At 73.0% G+C, this 15,620-nt stretch carries 14 protein-coding genes; 7 read left to right on the top strand and 7 right to left on the bottom strand.

Going from position 1 to position 15,620, the window contains the following annotated elements:
- Positions 1 to 228: 228 nt before the first annotated feature.
- Both OG252_RS30045 and OG252_RS30040 read left to right on the top strand, forming a co-directional pair.
- Complete coding sequence (locus OG252_RS30045; protein WP_329340015.1) at positions 229 to 1,773, top strand: RICIN domain-containing protein; 1,545 nt, start codon at positions 229 to 231, stop codon at positions 1,771 to 1,773.
- Positions 1,774 to 1,904: 131 nt separating this feature from the next.
- On the top strand, positions 1,905 to 2,591 hold the full coding sequence (locus OG252_RS30040) for a leucine-rich repeat domain-containing protein (protein ID WP_329340012.1): 687 nt from the start codon (positions 1,905 to 1,907) through the stop codon (positions 2,589 to 2,591).
- A gap of 53 nt (positions 2,592 to 2,644) precedes the next feature.
- Here the strand turns inward: OG252_RS30040 and hutI are convergent, their stop codons facing one another.
- The 4 genes from hutI to hutU form a co-directional block, all read right to left on the bottom strand.
- Positions 2,645 to 3,817: an imidazolonepropionase gene (gene hutI / locus OG252_RS30035; protein WP_329340010.1), complete on the bottom strand. Its 1,173-nt coding sequence runs from the start codon at positions 3,815 to 3,817 to the stop codon at positions 2,645 to 2,647.
- Between the two features lie 26 nt (positions 3,818 to 3,843).
- The gene (locus tag OG252_RS30030) at positions 3,844 to 5,208 is read right to left on the bottom strand and encodes a formimidoylglutamate deiminase (RefSeq protein WP_329340008.1); all 1,365 of its coding nucleotides are present in this window, start codon (positions 5,206 to 5,208) and stop codon (positions 3,844 to 3,846) included.
- On the bottom strand, positions 5,205 to 6,419 hold the full coding sequence (locus OG252_RS30025) for an allantoate amidohydrolase (protein WP_443068435.1): 1,215 nt from the start codon (positions 6,417 to 6,419) through the stop codon (positions 5,205 to 5,207). The genes OG252_RS30030 and OG252_RS30025 overlap by 4 nt, the downstream gene beginning before the upstream one ends.
- A gap of 275 nt (positions 6,420 to 6,694) precedes the next feature.
- Positions 6,695 to 8,359, bottom strand: a complete 1,665-nt coding sequence (hutU, locus tag OG252_RS30020; RefSeq protein WP_329340006.1) for a urocanate hydratase — start codon at positions 8,357 to 8,359, stop codon at positions 6,695 to 6,697.
- A gap of 137 nt (positions 8,360 to 8,496) precedes the next feature.
- On the opposite strand from hutU, the gene OG252_RS30015 reads away from it, so the two are divergent.
- The 5 genes from OG252_RS30015 to OG252_RS29995 all read left to right on the top strand — a co-directional run bounded on the left by OG252_RS30015 (position 8,497) and on the right by OG252_RS29995 (position 12,408).
- Positions 8,497 to 9,924, top strand: coding sequence for a diaminopimelate decarboxylase (locus OG252_RS30015; RefSeq protein WP_329340004.1), 1,428 nt, complete (start codon positions 8,497 to 8,499; stop codon positions 9,922 to 9,924).
- Positions 9,925 to 10,093: 169 nt separating this feature from the next.
- Positions 10,094 to 10,537 (top strand): hypothetical protein, encoded by a 444-nt coding sequence (locus OG252_RS30010; protein WP_329340002.1) that lies wholly within the window; start codon positions 10,094 to 10,096, stop codon positions 10,535 to 10,537.
- The gene (locus OG252_RS30005) at positions 10,534 to 11,406 is read left to right on the top strand and encodes a transcriptional regulator (RefSeq protein WP_329340000.1); all 873 of its coding nucleotides are present in this window, start codon (positions 10,534 to 10,536) and stop codon (positions 11,404 to 11,406) included. Before OG252_RS30010 ends, OG252_RS30005 begins: the two co-directional genes overlap by 4 nt.
- 52 nt (positions 11,407 to 11,458) lie before the next feature.
- Complete coding sequence (locus tag OG252_RS30000) at positions 11,459 to 12,013, top strand: roadblock/LC7 domain-containing protein (protein ID WP_329339998.1); 555 nt, start codon at positions 11,459 to 11,461, stop codon at positions 12,011 to 12,013.
- Between the two features lie 20 nt (positions 12,014 to 12,033).
- On the top strand, positions 12,034 to 12,408 hold the full coding sequence (locus tag OG252_RS29995; protein WP_266438510.1) for a hypothetical protein: 375 nt from the start codon (positions 12,034 to 12,036) through the stop codon (positions 12,406 to 12,408).
- A 9-nt stretch (positions 12,409 to 12,417) separates the two neighbouring features.
- Here the strand turns inward: OG252_RS29995 and OG252_RS29990 are convergent, their stop codons facing one another.
- The 3 genes from OG252_RS29990 to OG252_RS29980 form a co-directional block, all read right to left on the bottom strand.
- Positions 12,418 to 12,972 carry a hypothetical protein gene (locus tag OG252_RS29990; protein WP_443068507.1) on the bottom strand — a complete coding sequence of 185 codons (555 nt, stop codon included), beginning with the start codon at positions 12,970 to 12,972 and terminating at the stop codon, positions 12,418 to 12,420.
- Between the two features lie 160 nt (positions 12,973 to 13,132).
- Positions 13,133 to 14,041: a MurR/RpiR family transcriptional regulator gene (locus OG252_RS29985; protein ID WP_329339995.1), complete on the bottom strand. Its 909-nt coding sequence runs from the start codon at positions 14,039 to 14,041 to the stop codon at positions 13,133 to 13,135.
- The gene (locus OG252_RS29980) at positions 14,038 to 15,546 is read right to left on the bottom strand and encodes an aromatic amino acid ammonia-lyase (RefSeq protein ID WP_329339993.1); all 1,509 of its coding nucleotides are present in this window, start codon (positions 15,544 to 15,546) and stop codon (positions 14,038 to 14,040) included. Before OG252_RS29980 ends, OG252_RS29985 begins: the two co-directional genes overlap by 4 nt.
- Positions 15,547 to 15,620: the final 74 nt, after the last annotated feature.

The following is a 15,620-nucleotide window of genomic DNA, read 5'->3' as shown; positions in this document are numbered from 1 at the left end:
TGCCGTCGAGGGTGATTGCGCGACCCGGCCCGATGTGGGCCGGGTTGCGGCGTTTCCGGTGGCTGCCCATCGGCGGCTGAAAGCTTGCTGTTACCCGGGGGAACCCCTTTCCTCCCGGGGTCCCGTCCATCACTATGGTCACCCTTCACAGACTGGCTGGTACGTCAGGACTGCTGTGGCTGACGGCTGTGGCTTGGGATGGCTTCGCGGGGGCGAGGAGGCGGGCGGATGGCTGGGGCCGACGGGATCGACGGCGGCGAGGGCGAAGCGAGCGGGAGCGGCCCGTACGCAGCCGCCCCCGACGCACGCCTCACCGAACTCCTGCGCGCCGACCCGACCACCGCGTACCTGGCCCTCCAGGAACTCCGCGCCCGGCACCGCACTCCGGTCCTCGCCTACGCCCGCCTCTGCGCCACCAGCGACTCCACCGCCCGCCAGCTGGCCGCACAGGCCTTCACACTCGCGGCCCGGGAAACGGCACGCGGCATCGACCCCGGCGTCCCCTGGCGACACCGGCTCCTGCTGCTGACGGTGCGCGTGGCGGCGTCCTGGGCCACGGACGAACGCTCGGCCGGCCTCGACGCGAGCCTGCTCCTGGTCCTCAACACGACGGGCGCCGACGGCCCGACCCCGCCCCTCCTCGGCCCGTTCCAGTCGCTGCCGTCGCGGGCTCAAGGGCTCATCTGGTACGGGGTGCTGGAGCGGGAGTCACCCTCCAGAACGGCCGGTTACCTCGGCCTGACCCGCGAGGACGTGACGTACGGCACGGACCAGGCCCTCCAGTCCATGGCCCAGGCCTGCCTGCGCTCCCGCCTCGCCGGCTCCGACGATCCGCACTGCGGCGACTTCCGCCGGCTCATCGAGGAGGCCGTACGACCGGACAGCCCGCGTGAGAGTCCCGACCTGCACGCCCACATGGCGCACTGCGCCCACTGCACGACGGCGTACGAGGAACTGTCCGCCCTGCGGGACGCGCCGCGCACGGCGTTGGCGGAGGGGCTGCTGCCGTGGGCGGGACCGGCGTACGCGGCACGCGAGGGCCGGGCGGCACGAAGCGTGGAGTCCCGTAAGGCGCCCGGCACTTGGCAGCCGTCCCGCCGCCTGGTGCTGACCTCGGCGGCGCTCGGCGTGGCCGTGGCCCCGCTGCTGCTGTTCCTGGTGACGCAGGGCGGCGGTTCGGCGCCGCAGGGGTCGGCGGGCGCCGCGGTGACCACACCGGCGAACCCGCCTCCGGTGACGGTGACGGCGACCGTCTCGGCGACACCGTCCCCGTCGGCGACGAGCAAGTCACCGTCGCCTTCCCCGACGAGGAGTTCGCCCCCGCCGAGAACGCCGACCGTGACCCCGACACCGACACCGTCGCCGTTCCGCCCGCCGGGTGGGACGTACGCCCAAGTGGTGAACGTCGCCTCGGGCCGCTGCCTCGACGTGTCCGGCACCTTCGAGAAGGGCACGGACGTCATCACGGCCCCGTGCGACACGTCCTCCTCCCAACGCTGGCGCGTCGACGCCGACCGCGGTGTGCTGCAGTCGTCCGCCGACCCGGACTTCTGCCTGGACAGCCGGGGTGACGTGGACAAGGGCGTCGGCATCTGGGAGTGCGAGTCCTTGGACGGCAGCAACGGCGACAACCTCAGGTTCACGGTGGACGACGACGGGGTGATCCGCCCGACGATCGCCATCGCGACGGCGCTCACGCCGGTGGGGGGAGGGCTGTCGCTGGAGCCGTTGAGCGGGGGCGCAGGGCAGCGGTGGCGGGCGGGTGCGGGCTGACCGCCCTCCGTCGGCGGCGCGGTCCGAGCCACTGAACTTGCTCGGTTCGGCCGGCTGTTGGCCGACTTCCCCCTCGTACCGACGAAATGGACCCAGTCGTGCCCCACGTCCTGAACCTATGGCGTCAGCAGTTGGGAACTGTTCCCGAGTCGGTCTGGCAGCGCACCGAGCTGGAGGTGCTGATCCTCGCGGACACCGGGCTCACGAACCTGCCGCCCGGGATCGGACGGCTGCTTCGGCTGACGACCCTGGACCTCGGCCACAACCACCTCACCTCGGTGCCCGACGAACTGGGCGACCTGGCCGACCTCAGCGGCTGTCTGTACCTGCACGACAACAAGCTGTCCCAGATCCCCGACGCACTGGGCGGACTGACGCGGCTGCGCTACCTCAACGTCGGCGAGAACACGCTCAGCGCCCTGCCCGAGGCCGTCGGCGGGATGACCGGTCTGATCGAACTCCGGGCGCAGCACAACCGGCTGGCCACGCTGCCCGACAGCATCGGCAGCCTCCTCCGGCTGCGCGAACTCTGGCTCCGGGGCAACGCGATCGAGAGCCTGCCGCCGTCCATGGCCGACCTTCACGACCTGCGTCACCTGGAGCTGCGCGAGAACGCCCTCGCCGAACTCCCGGCGTCGCTGGCCGGCCTGCCCCGGCTGCGCCAGCTCGACGTGCGCAGCAACCGCCTCACCCGGCTGCCGGACTGGATCGCCGACCTGCCCGCGCTGGAGAAGCTGGACCTGCGCTGGAACGCCTGCGAACCCTCCCGATCGCTGCTGACCGAGCTGGAACGGCGGGGCTGCGTCGTCCTGATGTGACATGTGACGCGCCGGACGACGCGTGCCGAGGAGCGGTGTGCCGAGGAATGGCGTCACACCACCCGGTCCCCCCGCCGCCACACCCCGCTGACCAGTGGAACCCCCGGCCGGTAGGCCAGGTGCACATGGCTGGGCGCGTCGAGCAGGGTCACGTCGGCGTACGCCCCCGGCGTGAGGCGGCCGACGTCCTCGCGGCGCAGCGCCCGCGCGCCGCCCGCGGTCGCCGACCACACCGCCTCGTCCGGCGTCATCCCCATGTCCCGTACCGCGAGGGCGATGCAGAAGGGCACGGAGGAGGTGAAGGACGAGCCCGGGTTGCAGTCGGTGGACAGGGCGACCGTGACGCCGGCGTCGAGGAGACGGCGGGCGTTCGGCCACTCGGCGCGGGTGGAGAACTCGGCGCCGGGGAGGAGGGTCGCCACCGTGTTGCCACCGGCCAGCGCATCGACGTCCGCGTCCGTCAGGTGCGTGCAGTGGTCGGCGCTGGCAGCGTCCAGTTCGACGGCCAGCTGGACGCCCGGGCCGTACGACAGCTGGTTGGCGTGGATGCGCGGGTGCAGTCCCTTGGCCTTGCCGGCCGTGAGGATCGTGCGGGCCTGGTCGCCGTCGAAGGCGCCCTTCTCGCAGAAGACGTCGATCCAACGGGCGTACGGGGCACAGGCGTCGAGCATCTCGCCGGTGACGAGGGCCACGTACGCGGCGGGGTCGTCGGCGTAGTCGGGCGAGACGATGTGGGCGCCGAGGTAGGTGACCTCGTCGGTGTGGGCGGCGGCGATGCGCAGGGCGCGGGACTCGTCCTCGACCGTCAGGCCGTAGCCGGACTTCGTCTCGAAGGTGGTCGTGCCCTGGCGCAGGGCCTCGGCGAGGTAGCGGGTGAGGTTGCGTTCGAGGTCGTCGTCGCTCGCGGCGCGGGTCGCGGCGACCGTCGTACGGATGCCGCCCGCGGAGTACGAGCGCCCCGACATCCGGGCGTTGAACTCCGCCGTCCGGTCGCCCGCGAAGACGAGGTGGGAGTGGGAGTCGACGAAGCCCGGGAGGACCGCCCCGCCTCCGGCGTCGACGCGATTGTCAGTGGCGGGTGCTTTGCTTGATTCACCGGTCCACGCGATGCGGTCGCCGTCGATGACGACGGCCGCGTCCTGGACCAGACCGAAGGGGGAACCGTCACCGAGGGAGGGGTCGTTGGTGACCAGCGTGGCGATGTTGGTGATGACAGTGCTGCTCATCGTGTCCTCGTGGGCTTCGGTGGGGTTCAGGAACGCAGGGCTTCGACCGCGGCCGCCAGCGCCCGCGGCACATCCGGTACGAGCGCGTGCACCCCGTCGCGTACGACATGCCGCCCGCCCACGATGGTGTGCCGTACGTCCGCCGCGGTCGCCGCGAATACGGCCGTCTCGGCGCCGAGCCTGGGCACCGGCCCCGCTGTCCTGACCGAGTCGAGCGCGATCGTCGTGAGGTCGGCGAGCGCGCCGGGCTCGATGGCGCCGGCCTCGTCCCAGCCGAGGGCGGCGTGACCGTCGGCTGAGGCGGCCCGCAGCAGGGCGGCTGCGGTCCAGTGGCCGCGGGTGCGGGTGCGCAGGCGCTCGTTGAGCTCCATCGCGCGTGCCTCTTCGAGCAGATCGATGACGGCGTGGCTGTCGGAGCCGAGGGAGAGCGGGGAGCCGGCTTTCTGAAGGGCGGCCGCCGGGCCGATGCCGTCGGCCAGGTCGCGCTCGGTGGTGGGGCACATGCAGGTGCCGGTCCCCGTGTCGCCGAGCAGGGCTATGTCCTCGTCCGTGAGGTGCGTGTTGTGGACGCCGGTGGTGCGCGGGCCCAGCACCCCGTGCTCGGCGAGGAGCTGGGTCGGTGTGCAGCCGTGCGTCTCCCGGCAGGCGTCGTTCTCGGCGGTCTGCTCGGACAGGTGCACATGGAGCGGGGCCCGCCGCTCTTGGGCCCACCGCGCCACCGTCGCCAACTGCCGGGCGGGGACGGCCCGTACGGAGTGGATGGCGGCCCCGATCCGCGCGTGATCCCGGTCCTTGAGAACTGAACAGCGTTCCGCCCAGGCGTCCGCGCTTCCGTCGGAGAAGCGGAGCTGGTGGGTGGTGGGCGGCTGTCCGAAGCCGGAGGAAAGGTAGGCGGTGTCGAGGAGGGTGATGCGGATACCGGCTTCGGAGGCGGCGTCGACGAGGGCCTCGCCCATCGCGTTCGGGTCGGCGTACGGGGTGCCGCCCGGGGCGTGGTGCAGGTAGTGGAACTCGCCCACCGCCGTCACGCCGGCCAGCGCCATCTCCGCGTACACGGCGCGGGCGAGCGCGTGGTAGGTCTCCGGGGTCAGCCGGTCGGCGACGGAGTACATGACCTCGCGCCAGGTCCAGAAGGTGCCGGAGCCGACCTGGACGGTGCCGCGCAGCGCCCGGTGGAAGGCGTGCGAGTGGGCGTTCGCCAGGCCCGGAAGGGTCAGGCCGCGGAGGATCTCGGCGCCGGGGGGCGGGGCCGGGGCGTCCCTGCGGACGGCGGTGATGCGGCCGTCCGTGACCTCGACGACGACTCCCGGCTCGACGTGGGTGCCGAGCCAGGCGTGCTCCAGCCAGTACGTCCGTGTGTGCCGCGTCGGCGGTTGCTCCGTTGGCGTCACGTGCAGGCCAGCCCTTCCAGTACGTCGGCGAGTGCGGTCACCCCGGCCACGCAGTCGTCCTCGGCCGCGTACTCGGCCGGGGAGTGCGAGACGCCGGTGGGGTTGCGCACGAACAGCATGGCGGTCGGGATGCTCCCGGAGAGGATTCCGGCGTCGTGTCCGGCACCGGTACCCAGGACGGGCACCTTCAGGTCGGTGTCCTTGCCGCTGTCCCTGCCCAGGATGCGGGCGAGTTCGTCACGCAGGGCGTGGTCGAACTCGACGACCGGCGTGAAGGACTCACGGACGACATCGAGGTCGACGCCGTGTGCGGCGGCGTACTCACGGGCGGCCCTCTCCACCCCGCCCACGACCGTGTCGAGGCTCTCCTGGTCGGCGGCGCGGGAGTCGAGCCAGCCGCGCACCAGGGAGGGGATCGCGTTGACGCCGTTCGGCTCTACGACGATCTTGCCGAAGGTGGCGACGGCACCGGCGAGTTGAGCCTCACGGCGGGCGGCGAGCACGGTCTCGGCGTAGGACAGCATGGGGTCGCGCCGGTCGACCAGCCTGGTGGTCCCGGCATGGTTGGCCTCGCCCCGGAAGTCGAACCGCCACCGCCCGTGCGGCCAGATGGCACTGGCGATGCCGACCCGGTCGCCGGACAGGTCGAGCGCGCGCCCCTGTTCGACGTGCAGCTCGACGAAGGCGCCGATGCGACCGAGCCGCTCCGGGTCCGGTCCGATGGTCTCGGGGTCGTACCCGGCGGCCTCCATGGCCCGCGGCAGCGTGACCCCGTCCCCGTCGGTCAGCCGGTGCGCCTGCTCGACGGTGAGCTGCCCGGCGGCGAGCCGGGACCCGACGCAGGCGAGCCCGAACCGGGCGCCCTCCTCGTCACCGAAGTTCACGATGGCGAGAGGCTTGGCGAACGTGACCTGCCGGGCGCGGAGTTCGTCGAGCGCGGCGAAGGAGGACACCACTCCGAGGGGCCCGTCGAAGGCCCCGCCATCGGGCACGGAGTCGAGATGCGACCCGGTGACGACGGCATCCCCGGCACCGGGATCGCCGAGCCACGCCCACTGGTTCCCGTTCCGGTCCACCTCGTAGGCCAGCCCCCGCGCCTCGGCCTGTGCCTTGAACCAGGCCCGGCACTCGACATCGGCACCGGTCCAGGCGAAGCGGCGGTAGCCGCCGGAGTCCGGATGCCGGCCGATGGGGCGCAATTCACGCCACATCTCCTGGAAGGAAGCACCGGCCGCACCAGCCCCTGTGCCGCCGGCCGCCCCAGCCCCTGTGTCCGCAGCCGCACCGGACCCCGTGCCGCCGCCCCCACCAGGCTGTGGGCAGTCCGCCGCACCAGGTTGTGGGCAGTCGTTCCGCAGGGCGATGGGGGTCCCCCCGCTCGAACGAAGTTGAGAGTGGGGGAGGGTGGGCACAGCCGGACCCGCACCCGGCGACGAGACATCAGCCCCCACCGAGGGGTCGCCGCCACGCCGGCCACCGTGCTGCGTCACGCCTCGTCACCCTCGCGCATAGGAACCCGCACACCCCGCTCCACGGCCGCCGACTCCGCGATGTCGTACCCCGCGTCCACGTGCCGGATGACGCCCATGCCGGGGTCGTTGGTCAGGACGCGGCGGATCTTCTCGCCGCCCAGCTTCGTACCGTCGGCCACGGTCACCTGGCCGGCGTGGATCGAGCGTCCCATGCCGACGCCGCCGCCGTGGTGGATGGACACCCAGGACGCACCGGACGCCACGTTCACCATGGCGTTCAGCAGCGGCCAGTCGGCGATCGCGTCCGAGCCGTCGAGCATCGCTTCGGTCTCGCGGTACGGCGACGCCACGGAACCGGCGTCGAGGTGGTCGCGGCCGATCGCGAGGGGCGCGGCCAGCTCGCCGCTGGCGACCATGTCGTTGAACCGCTCGCCGGCCTTGTCGCGCTCGCCGTAGCCGAGCCAGCAGATACGGGCGGGCAGGCCCTGGAAGTGCACGCGCTCGCCGGCCATCTTGATCCAGCGGTGCAGGGACTCGTTCTCCGGGAAGAGCTCGAGGATCGCCTTGTCGGTCTTCGCGATGTCGGAGGCCTCGCCGGACAGCGCGGCCCAGCGGAAGGGGCCCTTGCCCTCGCAGAACAGCGGGCGGATGTAGGCGGGGACGAAGCCGGGGAAGGCGAACGCGCGGTCGTACCCGGCGAGTTGGGCCTCGCCGCGGATGGAGTTGCCGTAGTCGAAGACCTCGGCGCCGGCGTCCATGAAGCCGACCATGGCCTCGACGTGCCGGGCCATCGACTCGCGGGCCCGGGTGGTGAAGCCGGCCGGGTCCTTGGCCGCGGCCGACGCCATGTCGTCGAAGTCGACGCCCACCGGCAGGTAGGCCAGCGGGTCGTGCGCCGAGGTCTGGTCGGTGACGATGTCGACGGGGGCGCCCTCGGCGAGCATGCGCGGGAGCAGCTCGGCCGCGTTGCCGAGCAGGCCGATGGAGAGGGGGCGGCGGGCGTCGCGGGCCTCGACGGCGAGTTGGAGGGCGTGCTCCAGCGAGTCGGCCTGCACGTCGAGGTAGCGGTGCTCGATGCGGCGCTCGATGGCACGCGGGTCGCAGTCGATGCAGATCGCGACGCCGTCGTTCATGGTGACGGCGAGCGGCTGGGCGCCGCCCATGCCGCCGAGGCCGGCGGTGAGGGTGATCGTCCCGGCGAGGGTGCCGCCGAACTTCTTCGCGGCGACGGCGGAGAAGGTCTCGTAGGTGCCCTGGAGGATGCCCTGGGTGCCGATGTAGATCCAGGAGCCGGCGGTCATCTGGCCGTACATGGTCAGGCCCAGCTGTTCCAGGCGCCGGAACTCCTCCCAGTTCGCCCAGTCCCCGACCAGGTTCGAGTTGGCGATGAGGACGCGCGGGGCCCACTCGTGGGTCTGCAAGACGCCGACGGGGCGGCCGGACTGGACGAGCATCGTCTCGTCCTGCTTGAGGGTGCGCAGTGTGCGGACCATGGCGTCGAAGGAGCGCCAGTCGCGGGCGGCCTTGCCCGTGCCGCCGTAGACGACGAGCTTGTCGGGGTGTTCTGCGACCTCCGGGTCGAGGTTGTTCTGCAGCATCCGCAGAGCGGCTTCCTGCTGCCATCCCAGGGCGCTCAGTTCCGTACCGCGCGGTGCTCGTACGGGGCGGGGTCCTGACATGGTCTGCCTCCTGGCTCCTGGTGGATTGCTCCCAGCGGATTTCTTACTGTCGATATTCACATCCTGGCTCGCTGAATAGAACTAGTCAATACGTTCGTGCGTCGGTGTTGGTGGGGCACGGATGTTTCGCTGGACTCATGGGCGCCGGAAACGACAGGACGGGGGACGTGGTGGACAAGGGCTACGGCAACGCGGATGACCTGGGCGGCGACACCGACGAGGAGCGGGTCGTCCGCCGGGACGAGGCGGTGCGCGCCGCCGTGGAGCAGGGGCTGCTCGGACCGGACTCCCCCATCGTGGGCCTGCTGGACGTCACCGGCATCCGGGAGTCGGCCGCGGCACTGCGGGCGGCCTTCGACGAGGTCACCGCGCCGGGCACGCCCGTGCTGCACGCCTTCGCGGTGAAGGCCACCCCGCTGGTGGCGGTGCTGCGACTGCTGCGGGAGGAGGGAATCGGCGCGGAGGTGGCGAGCCCGGGCGAGCTGGCGCTGGCGCGCGCGGCGGGGCTGCCGCCGGGCCGGACGGTCCTGGACTCGCCCGCCAAGACACCGGCCGAGCTGCGGGAGGCGCTGGCGCTGGGGATCGCCGTCAACGCGGACAACCCGCAGGAGCTGGACCGCATCGACGGTCTGATGAAGTCGGCGGTCAGTCGATCGCCCATCGGGATCCGGGTGAACCCGCAGGTCGGGGCCGGGGCCATCGAAGCCCTCTCCACTGCCACGGCGACCTCGAAGTTCGGGGTGGCGCTGCGGGACGAGGGAGCGCGCGAGTGGGTGGTGCGGGCGTACGCCGAGCGCCCCTGGCTGTCCCGGCTGCACGCGCACACCGGGTCGCAGGGCGTGCCGCTGTCGCTGATGGCCGAGGGCGTGGCGGCGACGTACGCGCTCGCGGAGGAGATCAACCGGCGGATCGGGCGTCCGCAGATCGACACCATCGACATCGGCGGCGGGCTGCCGGTGAACTTCTCGTCGGACGTGACGACACCGACGTACGCGGACTACGCGCGCGTGCTGAAGGAGGCCGTGCCGGGGCTGTTCGACGGGCGGTACGGGCTGGTGACCGAGTTCGGGCGGTCGCTGCTGGCGAAGCACGGGACGGTGGTGGCGCGGGTCGAGTACGCCAAGAGCGCGGGCGGCCGGCCGGTCGCGGTGACGCACGCGGGCGTGCAGGTGGCGACGCGGACGGTGTACGCGCCGGGGGCATGGCCGCTCAGGATCGCCGCGTACGACGGCAAGGGGCGGCCGAAGGAGGGGCCCGAAGTGGCTCAGGACGTGGCGGGGCCGGCGTGCTTCGCGGGCGACCTGCTCGCCCAGGGGTATCCCCTGCCGCTGCTCGGACAGGGCGACTACGCCGCGGCGCTGGACACGGGCGCGTACTACTTCGCGCACCACTACGCGTACAACTCCCTCGCCCGGCCCGGGATCTACGGTTTCGCGCCGGACGGGGCGGGCGGCACCGCCTTCGCGACCGTGCGGGAGGCGCAGACCGTCGAGGAGATCGTGGCCGAGTCGGGAGGGGCGCACGCTGCCGCGCTCACCACCCTGCGCACACCCGGGCGCCGTTGACGCGCTCCGGTGGACCTGCTGATCAATTGGCCTGAGAACAGGGTCAGTTGACCCACCTTAGTCAGTTGCCGCATGTTCCACCGGAAAATGCCAGAACCCTCACCCCTCGCGCACACGTTGCGTAGCTTCGGCGTCACTCAGCCGAATCCCAGGGGGAGGGGGAGCCACGGTGCCCGGAATCGACGAGTGCCTGCTCGAAGCCATGCGACTGCCCGGTGCCCGGGGTGCCGCACTGGTCGACTGGACGAGCGGCCTGGCCCTGGGCGCCGTCGGGGAGGCCCCGGGCGGCGACCAGGAGGCGGCCGCGGTGGAGGCCGCGGAGCTCGCCCGGCTCGCCGCCGAGCAGCACGCCTTCGCACCCGACCCCGGCGAGGAAGCGGGAGGGGAAGAGGAAGGACGAGGCGAAGGGGGCGCAGGGCACGACGTGGGGGCCGATCCCCCCGTCGAGGACCTGATCATCAGCAACCGGGACAGCTATCACGTGCTGCGGTTCGTGCGGACGTCCTTCGACAGCAGCGTGTGTCTGCACCTGTGGCTGGCCCGCGCCGAGGGCAATCTCGCGCTGGCCCGCATACGGCTCGGCGAGATGGCCGGACGGCTGGTGCTGGGATGACCGCCGTGCAGACCACCCCGCCGCCCCGGCTGCCGGTGCGGCACAAGGCGGCGGCCAGGGACCGCGGCTGGGGCGGCGTCTCACCGATGCTGACCCGGCTCGCCGCCGAGCGGGCCACCGGGGTCCTGGTCCGCGAGCGCGGCTCGCTGCATCTCGCCGGGGGCCGGGTGGTGCACGCCGACAGCCCGTCGGCCCCCGGCCTGGAGGTCCTGCTCACCGCCCACGGCACCGTCGACGCCGGTGTCTGGCGGCAGGCGCTGGCCGAGACCGGCGACCGGCACCGCGCCGGCCACCTCCTGGTCGACGGCGGGCACCTGGCCGCGGGCGCGCTGGAGCTGTGCCGGCTGACCGCGCTGTACGACGCCGCGTACTTCGCCCTCGCCCCCAGCAGCACGCCGGGCCGTTTCCGCTACGGCACGGAAGCCGAAGCCGATGGTGGGCCCGGGCCCGCCTGCGGGTGCCCCATGCCCGTGGCCGCTCTCGAACGCGAGACCCTGCGCCGCCGGGACCTCCTGCACCGCATCTGGCCCGATCCGACGACCGACGAGGCCCCGCTGACCCGGGCGCACCGCGTCGCGCTCCCGCCACCCACCTCCCGCCAGCGGGCCGTCCTGGCGGTCCTGGCGGGGTCGGCCGCCGTACGCACGGCGACGGACATCGCGCGGGAACTGGGCCGCCCGGCCTTCCACACGCTCGTGGACATACGGCGGCTGGCGGCGGCCGGCGCCGTCCGACCCCGCCCACCGGCCCCCGCCGAGACACCTGAAGCGCCCGACATACCCGACCCCCTCGCAGCAATCCCCACCGACGTCACCGACCCCCACATCACGCTGCTGAAAAGGCTCAGGGATGCGCTGGAGGCCCTTTGAACGGCAGCGGCAGCGGCAGCAGCAGGGGACCCGCGCCGAGAGGAGAAACCTGATGGCAGCGGAGACCGACATCCTGGAGGAGTTACGCCGGCTCAGAGCCCGCGTGCCCCAGCTCACCGGCGCCCTCGCGACCGGCGCCGACGGTCTCGTCCTCGCCCAGGACACCCCCGGCGTCGACCCGCGGAACATGGCCGCGCTCACCGCCACCGCCCGCGACCTCGCCGCGCAGCTGGCCGACGCGACGGGGCAGGGGGACTTCCGCGAGCTGCTCGTACGCGGGATCCACGGCTATGTGGCGACGTACGCGGCGGGCAGCGGCGCCCTCCTGACCCTGCTCGCCGAGGACCGCGTCAACGTCGGCCGCCTGCACCTGGAGGGCCGGCGCGCGGTCGCCCGCATCGGCGAGCTCGTCGAGGCCACGGCCGCACCCGAGGCCGCCGCGGCCACCCCGGCCGCACCGGCCATCCCGGCCGCAGCCGCCCCGACGACCGCCCCGGCCAAGCCCTCCGCGAAGGCCCCCGCCAAGACCGCCGCCGCCCGGACCAGAACCCCGCGCACACCGCGCACCACGACGACCACCAACGCCCGTACCACCACCGAAAGTTGAGAGGAACCGAGGGAACAGTCATGGCCAACACCGAAACCGCTCTCAAAGAAGCACTCGCCGCCATCGAGGGCGCCACCGGCGTCGCACTCGTCGACTACACCAGCGGCATGGCGCTGGGCACGTTGGGCGGCAGCAAGAGCTTCGACCTCAATGTCGCCGCCGCCGGCAACACCGACGTCGTCCGCTCCAAGCTGCGCACCATGGAACACCTCGGGCTCAAGGGCCAGATCGAGGACATCCTGATCACACTGTCCGACCAGTACCACCTGATCCGGCTGATCAGCGGCCGCGGCGGCAACGGTCTCTTCCTCTACCTGGTGCTGGACGCCAAGCGGGCCAACCTGGCGATGGCCCGCCACCAGCTCAAGAAGATCGAGGAGGACCTGGAGGTCTGACCGTCTGAACTAGACGAGGGCCGCGGTGCGGCGGCGCGCTCCACCCGGGGCCGCGTCGCCCGCCGCGATGCCCGTGCTGCGGTAGGCCTTGACCGTCTTGCCGGCCGGACGGCCGCCGTTCGCGGCGAGCCAGTCGACGCGCACCCACAGCAGCGCGTCGTCGGCCCGCTCGCGCCGCCCGAGCCAGGCGGCCTTCAGCCGCAGTCCCGTACCCCAGCCGGCGAGCAGCATGCCGCCCGCGGCGGGCACGGCGAACGAGCTGCCCAGCGCGGCCAGGAAGGCCAGCAGCAGCCACCAGCGGTGTCCCCGGCGCCAGTTGCGCGCGCTCACCGCGCGGTCCTGGAGCACGTCGTGCTTCCCGGCGCGCACGGCCGAGCGCGCCAGCACGACGTACCGGTTGCGCCCGCGGTACGCCACCAAGGCCGCGGCGACGATGAACAGGGCGGCCCCGGCCATCACCCCGATCCGTCGGCCCGTGATGCCCGGCACCAGTACGCCGACGCCCGCAGCCAACACGCCCAGCCACCACATCGGCGCGGCTCCGGCCCGTACGACGACGGCCACCCGAGCCAGTCCCTGACCGCCGCGACCCTCGCGAACTCCGCGTGACACGATCCGCCTCCTCGTCGCCCCAACACGTTTTCTGGTCGCGCAGATTAGCGAAAGAACGTGAGACGAGTCTGAGAGGGACGCACATCTCGTCAGATCAGAGGGGACGCACCTCTCATTCGACGAACAGCCCCCGCGCCGCCGCCCCCGCGTCGAACTCCTCCAGCCGCGCCTGCGCGTCCGGCAGGTCGTCGCACATCGCCTCCAGCAGGACGCGGCCCAGCAGCATCGGCGCGCAGGCCGTGTCGAAGGCGAGCCCGGTGCCGACGGCGGCGGGCAGCAGCAGGTCGGACACCTTGGCGACCGGCGCGAAGGCGGAGTCGGCGACCGTGACGACGGTCAGGCCCGCCTCCTTGGCGTACGCCAGGGTGTCCACCACCTCGCGCGGATGCCGGGGCAGCGCGAAGCACAGCAGGGTCGTGGCGCCCGCGTGGACGGCGGCGTCGATCCGGTCGTGGATCATCGTGCCGCCCTCGTTGAGCAGCCGTACGTCGGGATGGACCTTGGCGGCGAAGTACGCGAAGCCGTACGCCTGCGAGGCCGCCGCCCGCAACCCGAGCACCGGGAGCGGGCGCGAGGCCGCGAGCAGCCGTCCCGCCCGCTGCACGGGCCTCGGGTCGGCCAGCACCTCCGCGAGGTGCCGCAGGTTCTCGATCTCGGCCTCGACGGCCTGCTGGTACTCGTTGTACGAGGCCGAGGCCGCCGTCTGTTCGGTGGGGGCGACCTCGCGCAGGTGCTTGCGCAGGGCGGGGTAGCCGTCGAAGCCGAGGGCGACCGCGAAGCGGGTGACGGAGGGCTGGCTGACCCCGGCCAGCTCGGCCAGCTCCACGCTGGACAGGAAGGGCACGTCGGCGGCCCGCCGCACCATGCTGTGCGCGATGCGCCGCTGGGTCGGCGTCAGCCGGTGTCCCTCGAACAGGGCCTGCAACCGCGCGGCGGGGCTGTCCGGCACGACCTCGCGCCCGTCCCGCACACCCGCACCTGTCTCCGGTCCCACCGCACCCGTCTCCGTGTCCGCGCTCATGCCTCGCTCCCCCTCCAGATGTCCGTGAACCGGTCGAGCAGTCCGGCCGCCGCCGTCACGTCGTGCGTGAGCGGCCGGTCGGTCGGGTCCTCGTCGAGCACCGACTCGGCGAGCTCCTGCGCGCGGCCCACCGGAAGGTCCGGGTCGGGCCTGAGGTCGCGCTGGCGCAGCGCCCGTACGGCGGCGACGAGTTCGCAGCCGACGACCAGACGGTACGCGCCGCTCAGGCGCAGTGTCTGACGGGCGGCGAGCGAGGCGAAGCTGGCCTGTTCCTCGACGCCCCGGGAGAGTACAGCGTGGCCCAGGGAGGCGGGCGCTGAGAAGGCCCGCACCTCACCGAGGGCGGCGCCGGCGGCGTACTCCAGGATCATCACGCCGGAGGAGGCGGGCTCCGGGTCGGCGAGGAAGGGCCGCAGGCGGGTGAAACCGGGCTCGTTCAGGGACGACAGGCGGGATGTCGACAGCCGTGCCACCTGGGTCATCGCCAGCCGGAAGTGGTCCAGGGCGAGGGCGAGTTGGGCCTGGTAGAAGCCGCCGTGGTGGTAGGCGGCCAGGTCCTCGGGGCAGATCAGGGGGTTCTCGGCCGCCGCGTTGATCTCTATCGCGAGGACCTCCTCCAGGGCGTCGGCCGCGTCGTGGGCCGGGCCGTGGATCTGGGGCAGGCAGCGGAAGCCGTACGGGTCCTGGATGCGGCCGAGCGGCGGGGTGGGCCGGTCGGCGGCGCCGATCAGCTCCCGCATCCGGCGGGCGACCTCGCTGGAGCCGCGGTGCGGGCGGGCGGCGTGCACGGGGGCGGCGTACGCCTCGTGGGAGCCGTCGACGGCGAGCAGGGAGAGGGCGCCGACGACCTGGGTGGCCTCGATCAGTCCGCGCAGTTCGTGCAGGGCGAGGGCGGCCTGGCCGAGGGTGAGGGCGTTGCTGCTGATGAAGGCCAGGGCGTCGTTGTTGTCGAGCGGCTGGGCCTCGGGGGCGCCCGGTCCGCGCCAGGGGTGTTCCCCGGCCAGCGCGAGGCCGGCCTGGGCGAGGGCGGCGATGTCCCCGGTGCCGACCGAGCCGAACTCGTTCACGACCGGGTAGGCCCCGCTCTCCAGCGCCTCGCACAGGGCCGTGACGACGGTGGGCCTGAGGCCCGCGCCGCCGGCCAGCAGCTGGTTGGCGCGGACGGCGAGCATCGCCCGCACCTGCCGGGCCGGGAGTTCCTCGCCGATGGCGCCGGCGTGGCTGCGCAGCAGCCGCAGTCCGTGCTCGGCGGCCGCCTCGGTGGGCACGTCCTCGTTCCGGTTGGCGCCGACGCCGGTGGAGCGGCCGTAGACGCGTCCGGTGGCGGCGATCCGGCGGGCGGCGTCCCAGGATTCCTCGACGCGGCGCGTCGCCTCACTGCCCGGGACCGGCCGCGCGGCCCCGTCGGCGAGGCGCACGACGTCCGCGACGCCGAGACCGACCCCGTCGAGGACGACAAGACCAGAGCCCGTAGTCCACGGCGTGTCCACGATCCGAGACGACATCAAGCCCAAAACCTCCTCAATCCGGACAGCTGATCTTGCTTATCGGTCATCCGTTACCTCGGATTAACACCAAG

Source organism: Streptomyces sp. NBC_01352 (assembly GCF_036237295.1).
Classification (GTDB): domain Bacteria; phylum Actinomycetota; class Actinomycetes; order Streptomycetales; family Streptomycetaceae; genus Streptomyces; species Streptomyces plumbiresistens.
The sequence above is the reverse complement of the archived record's forward strand: the minus strand, read 5'-3'. Positions and strand labels throughout refer to the sequence as shown.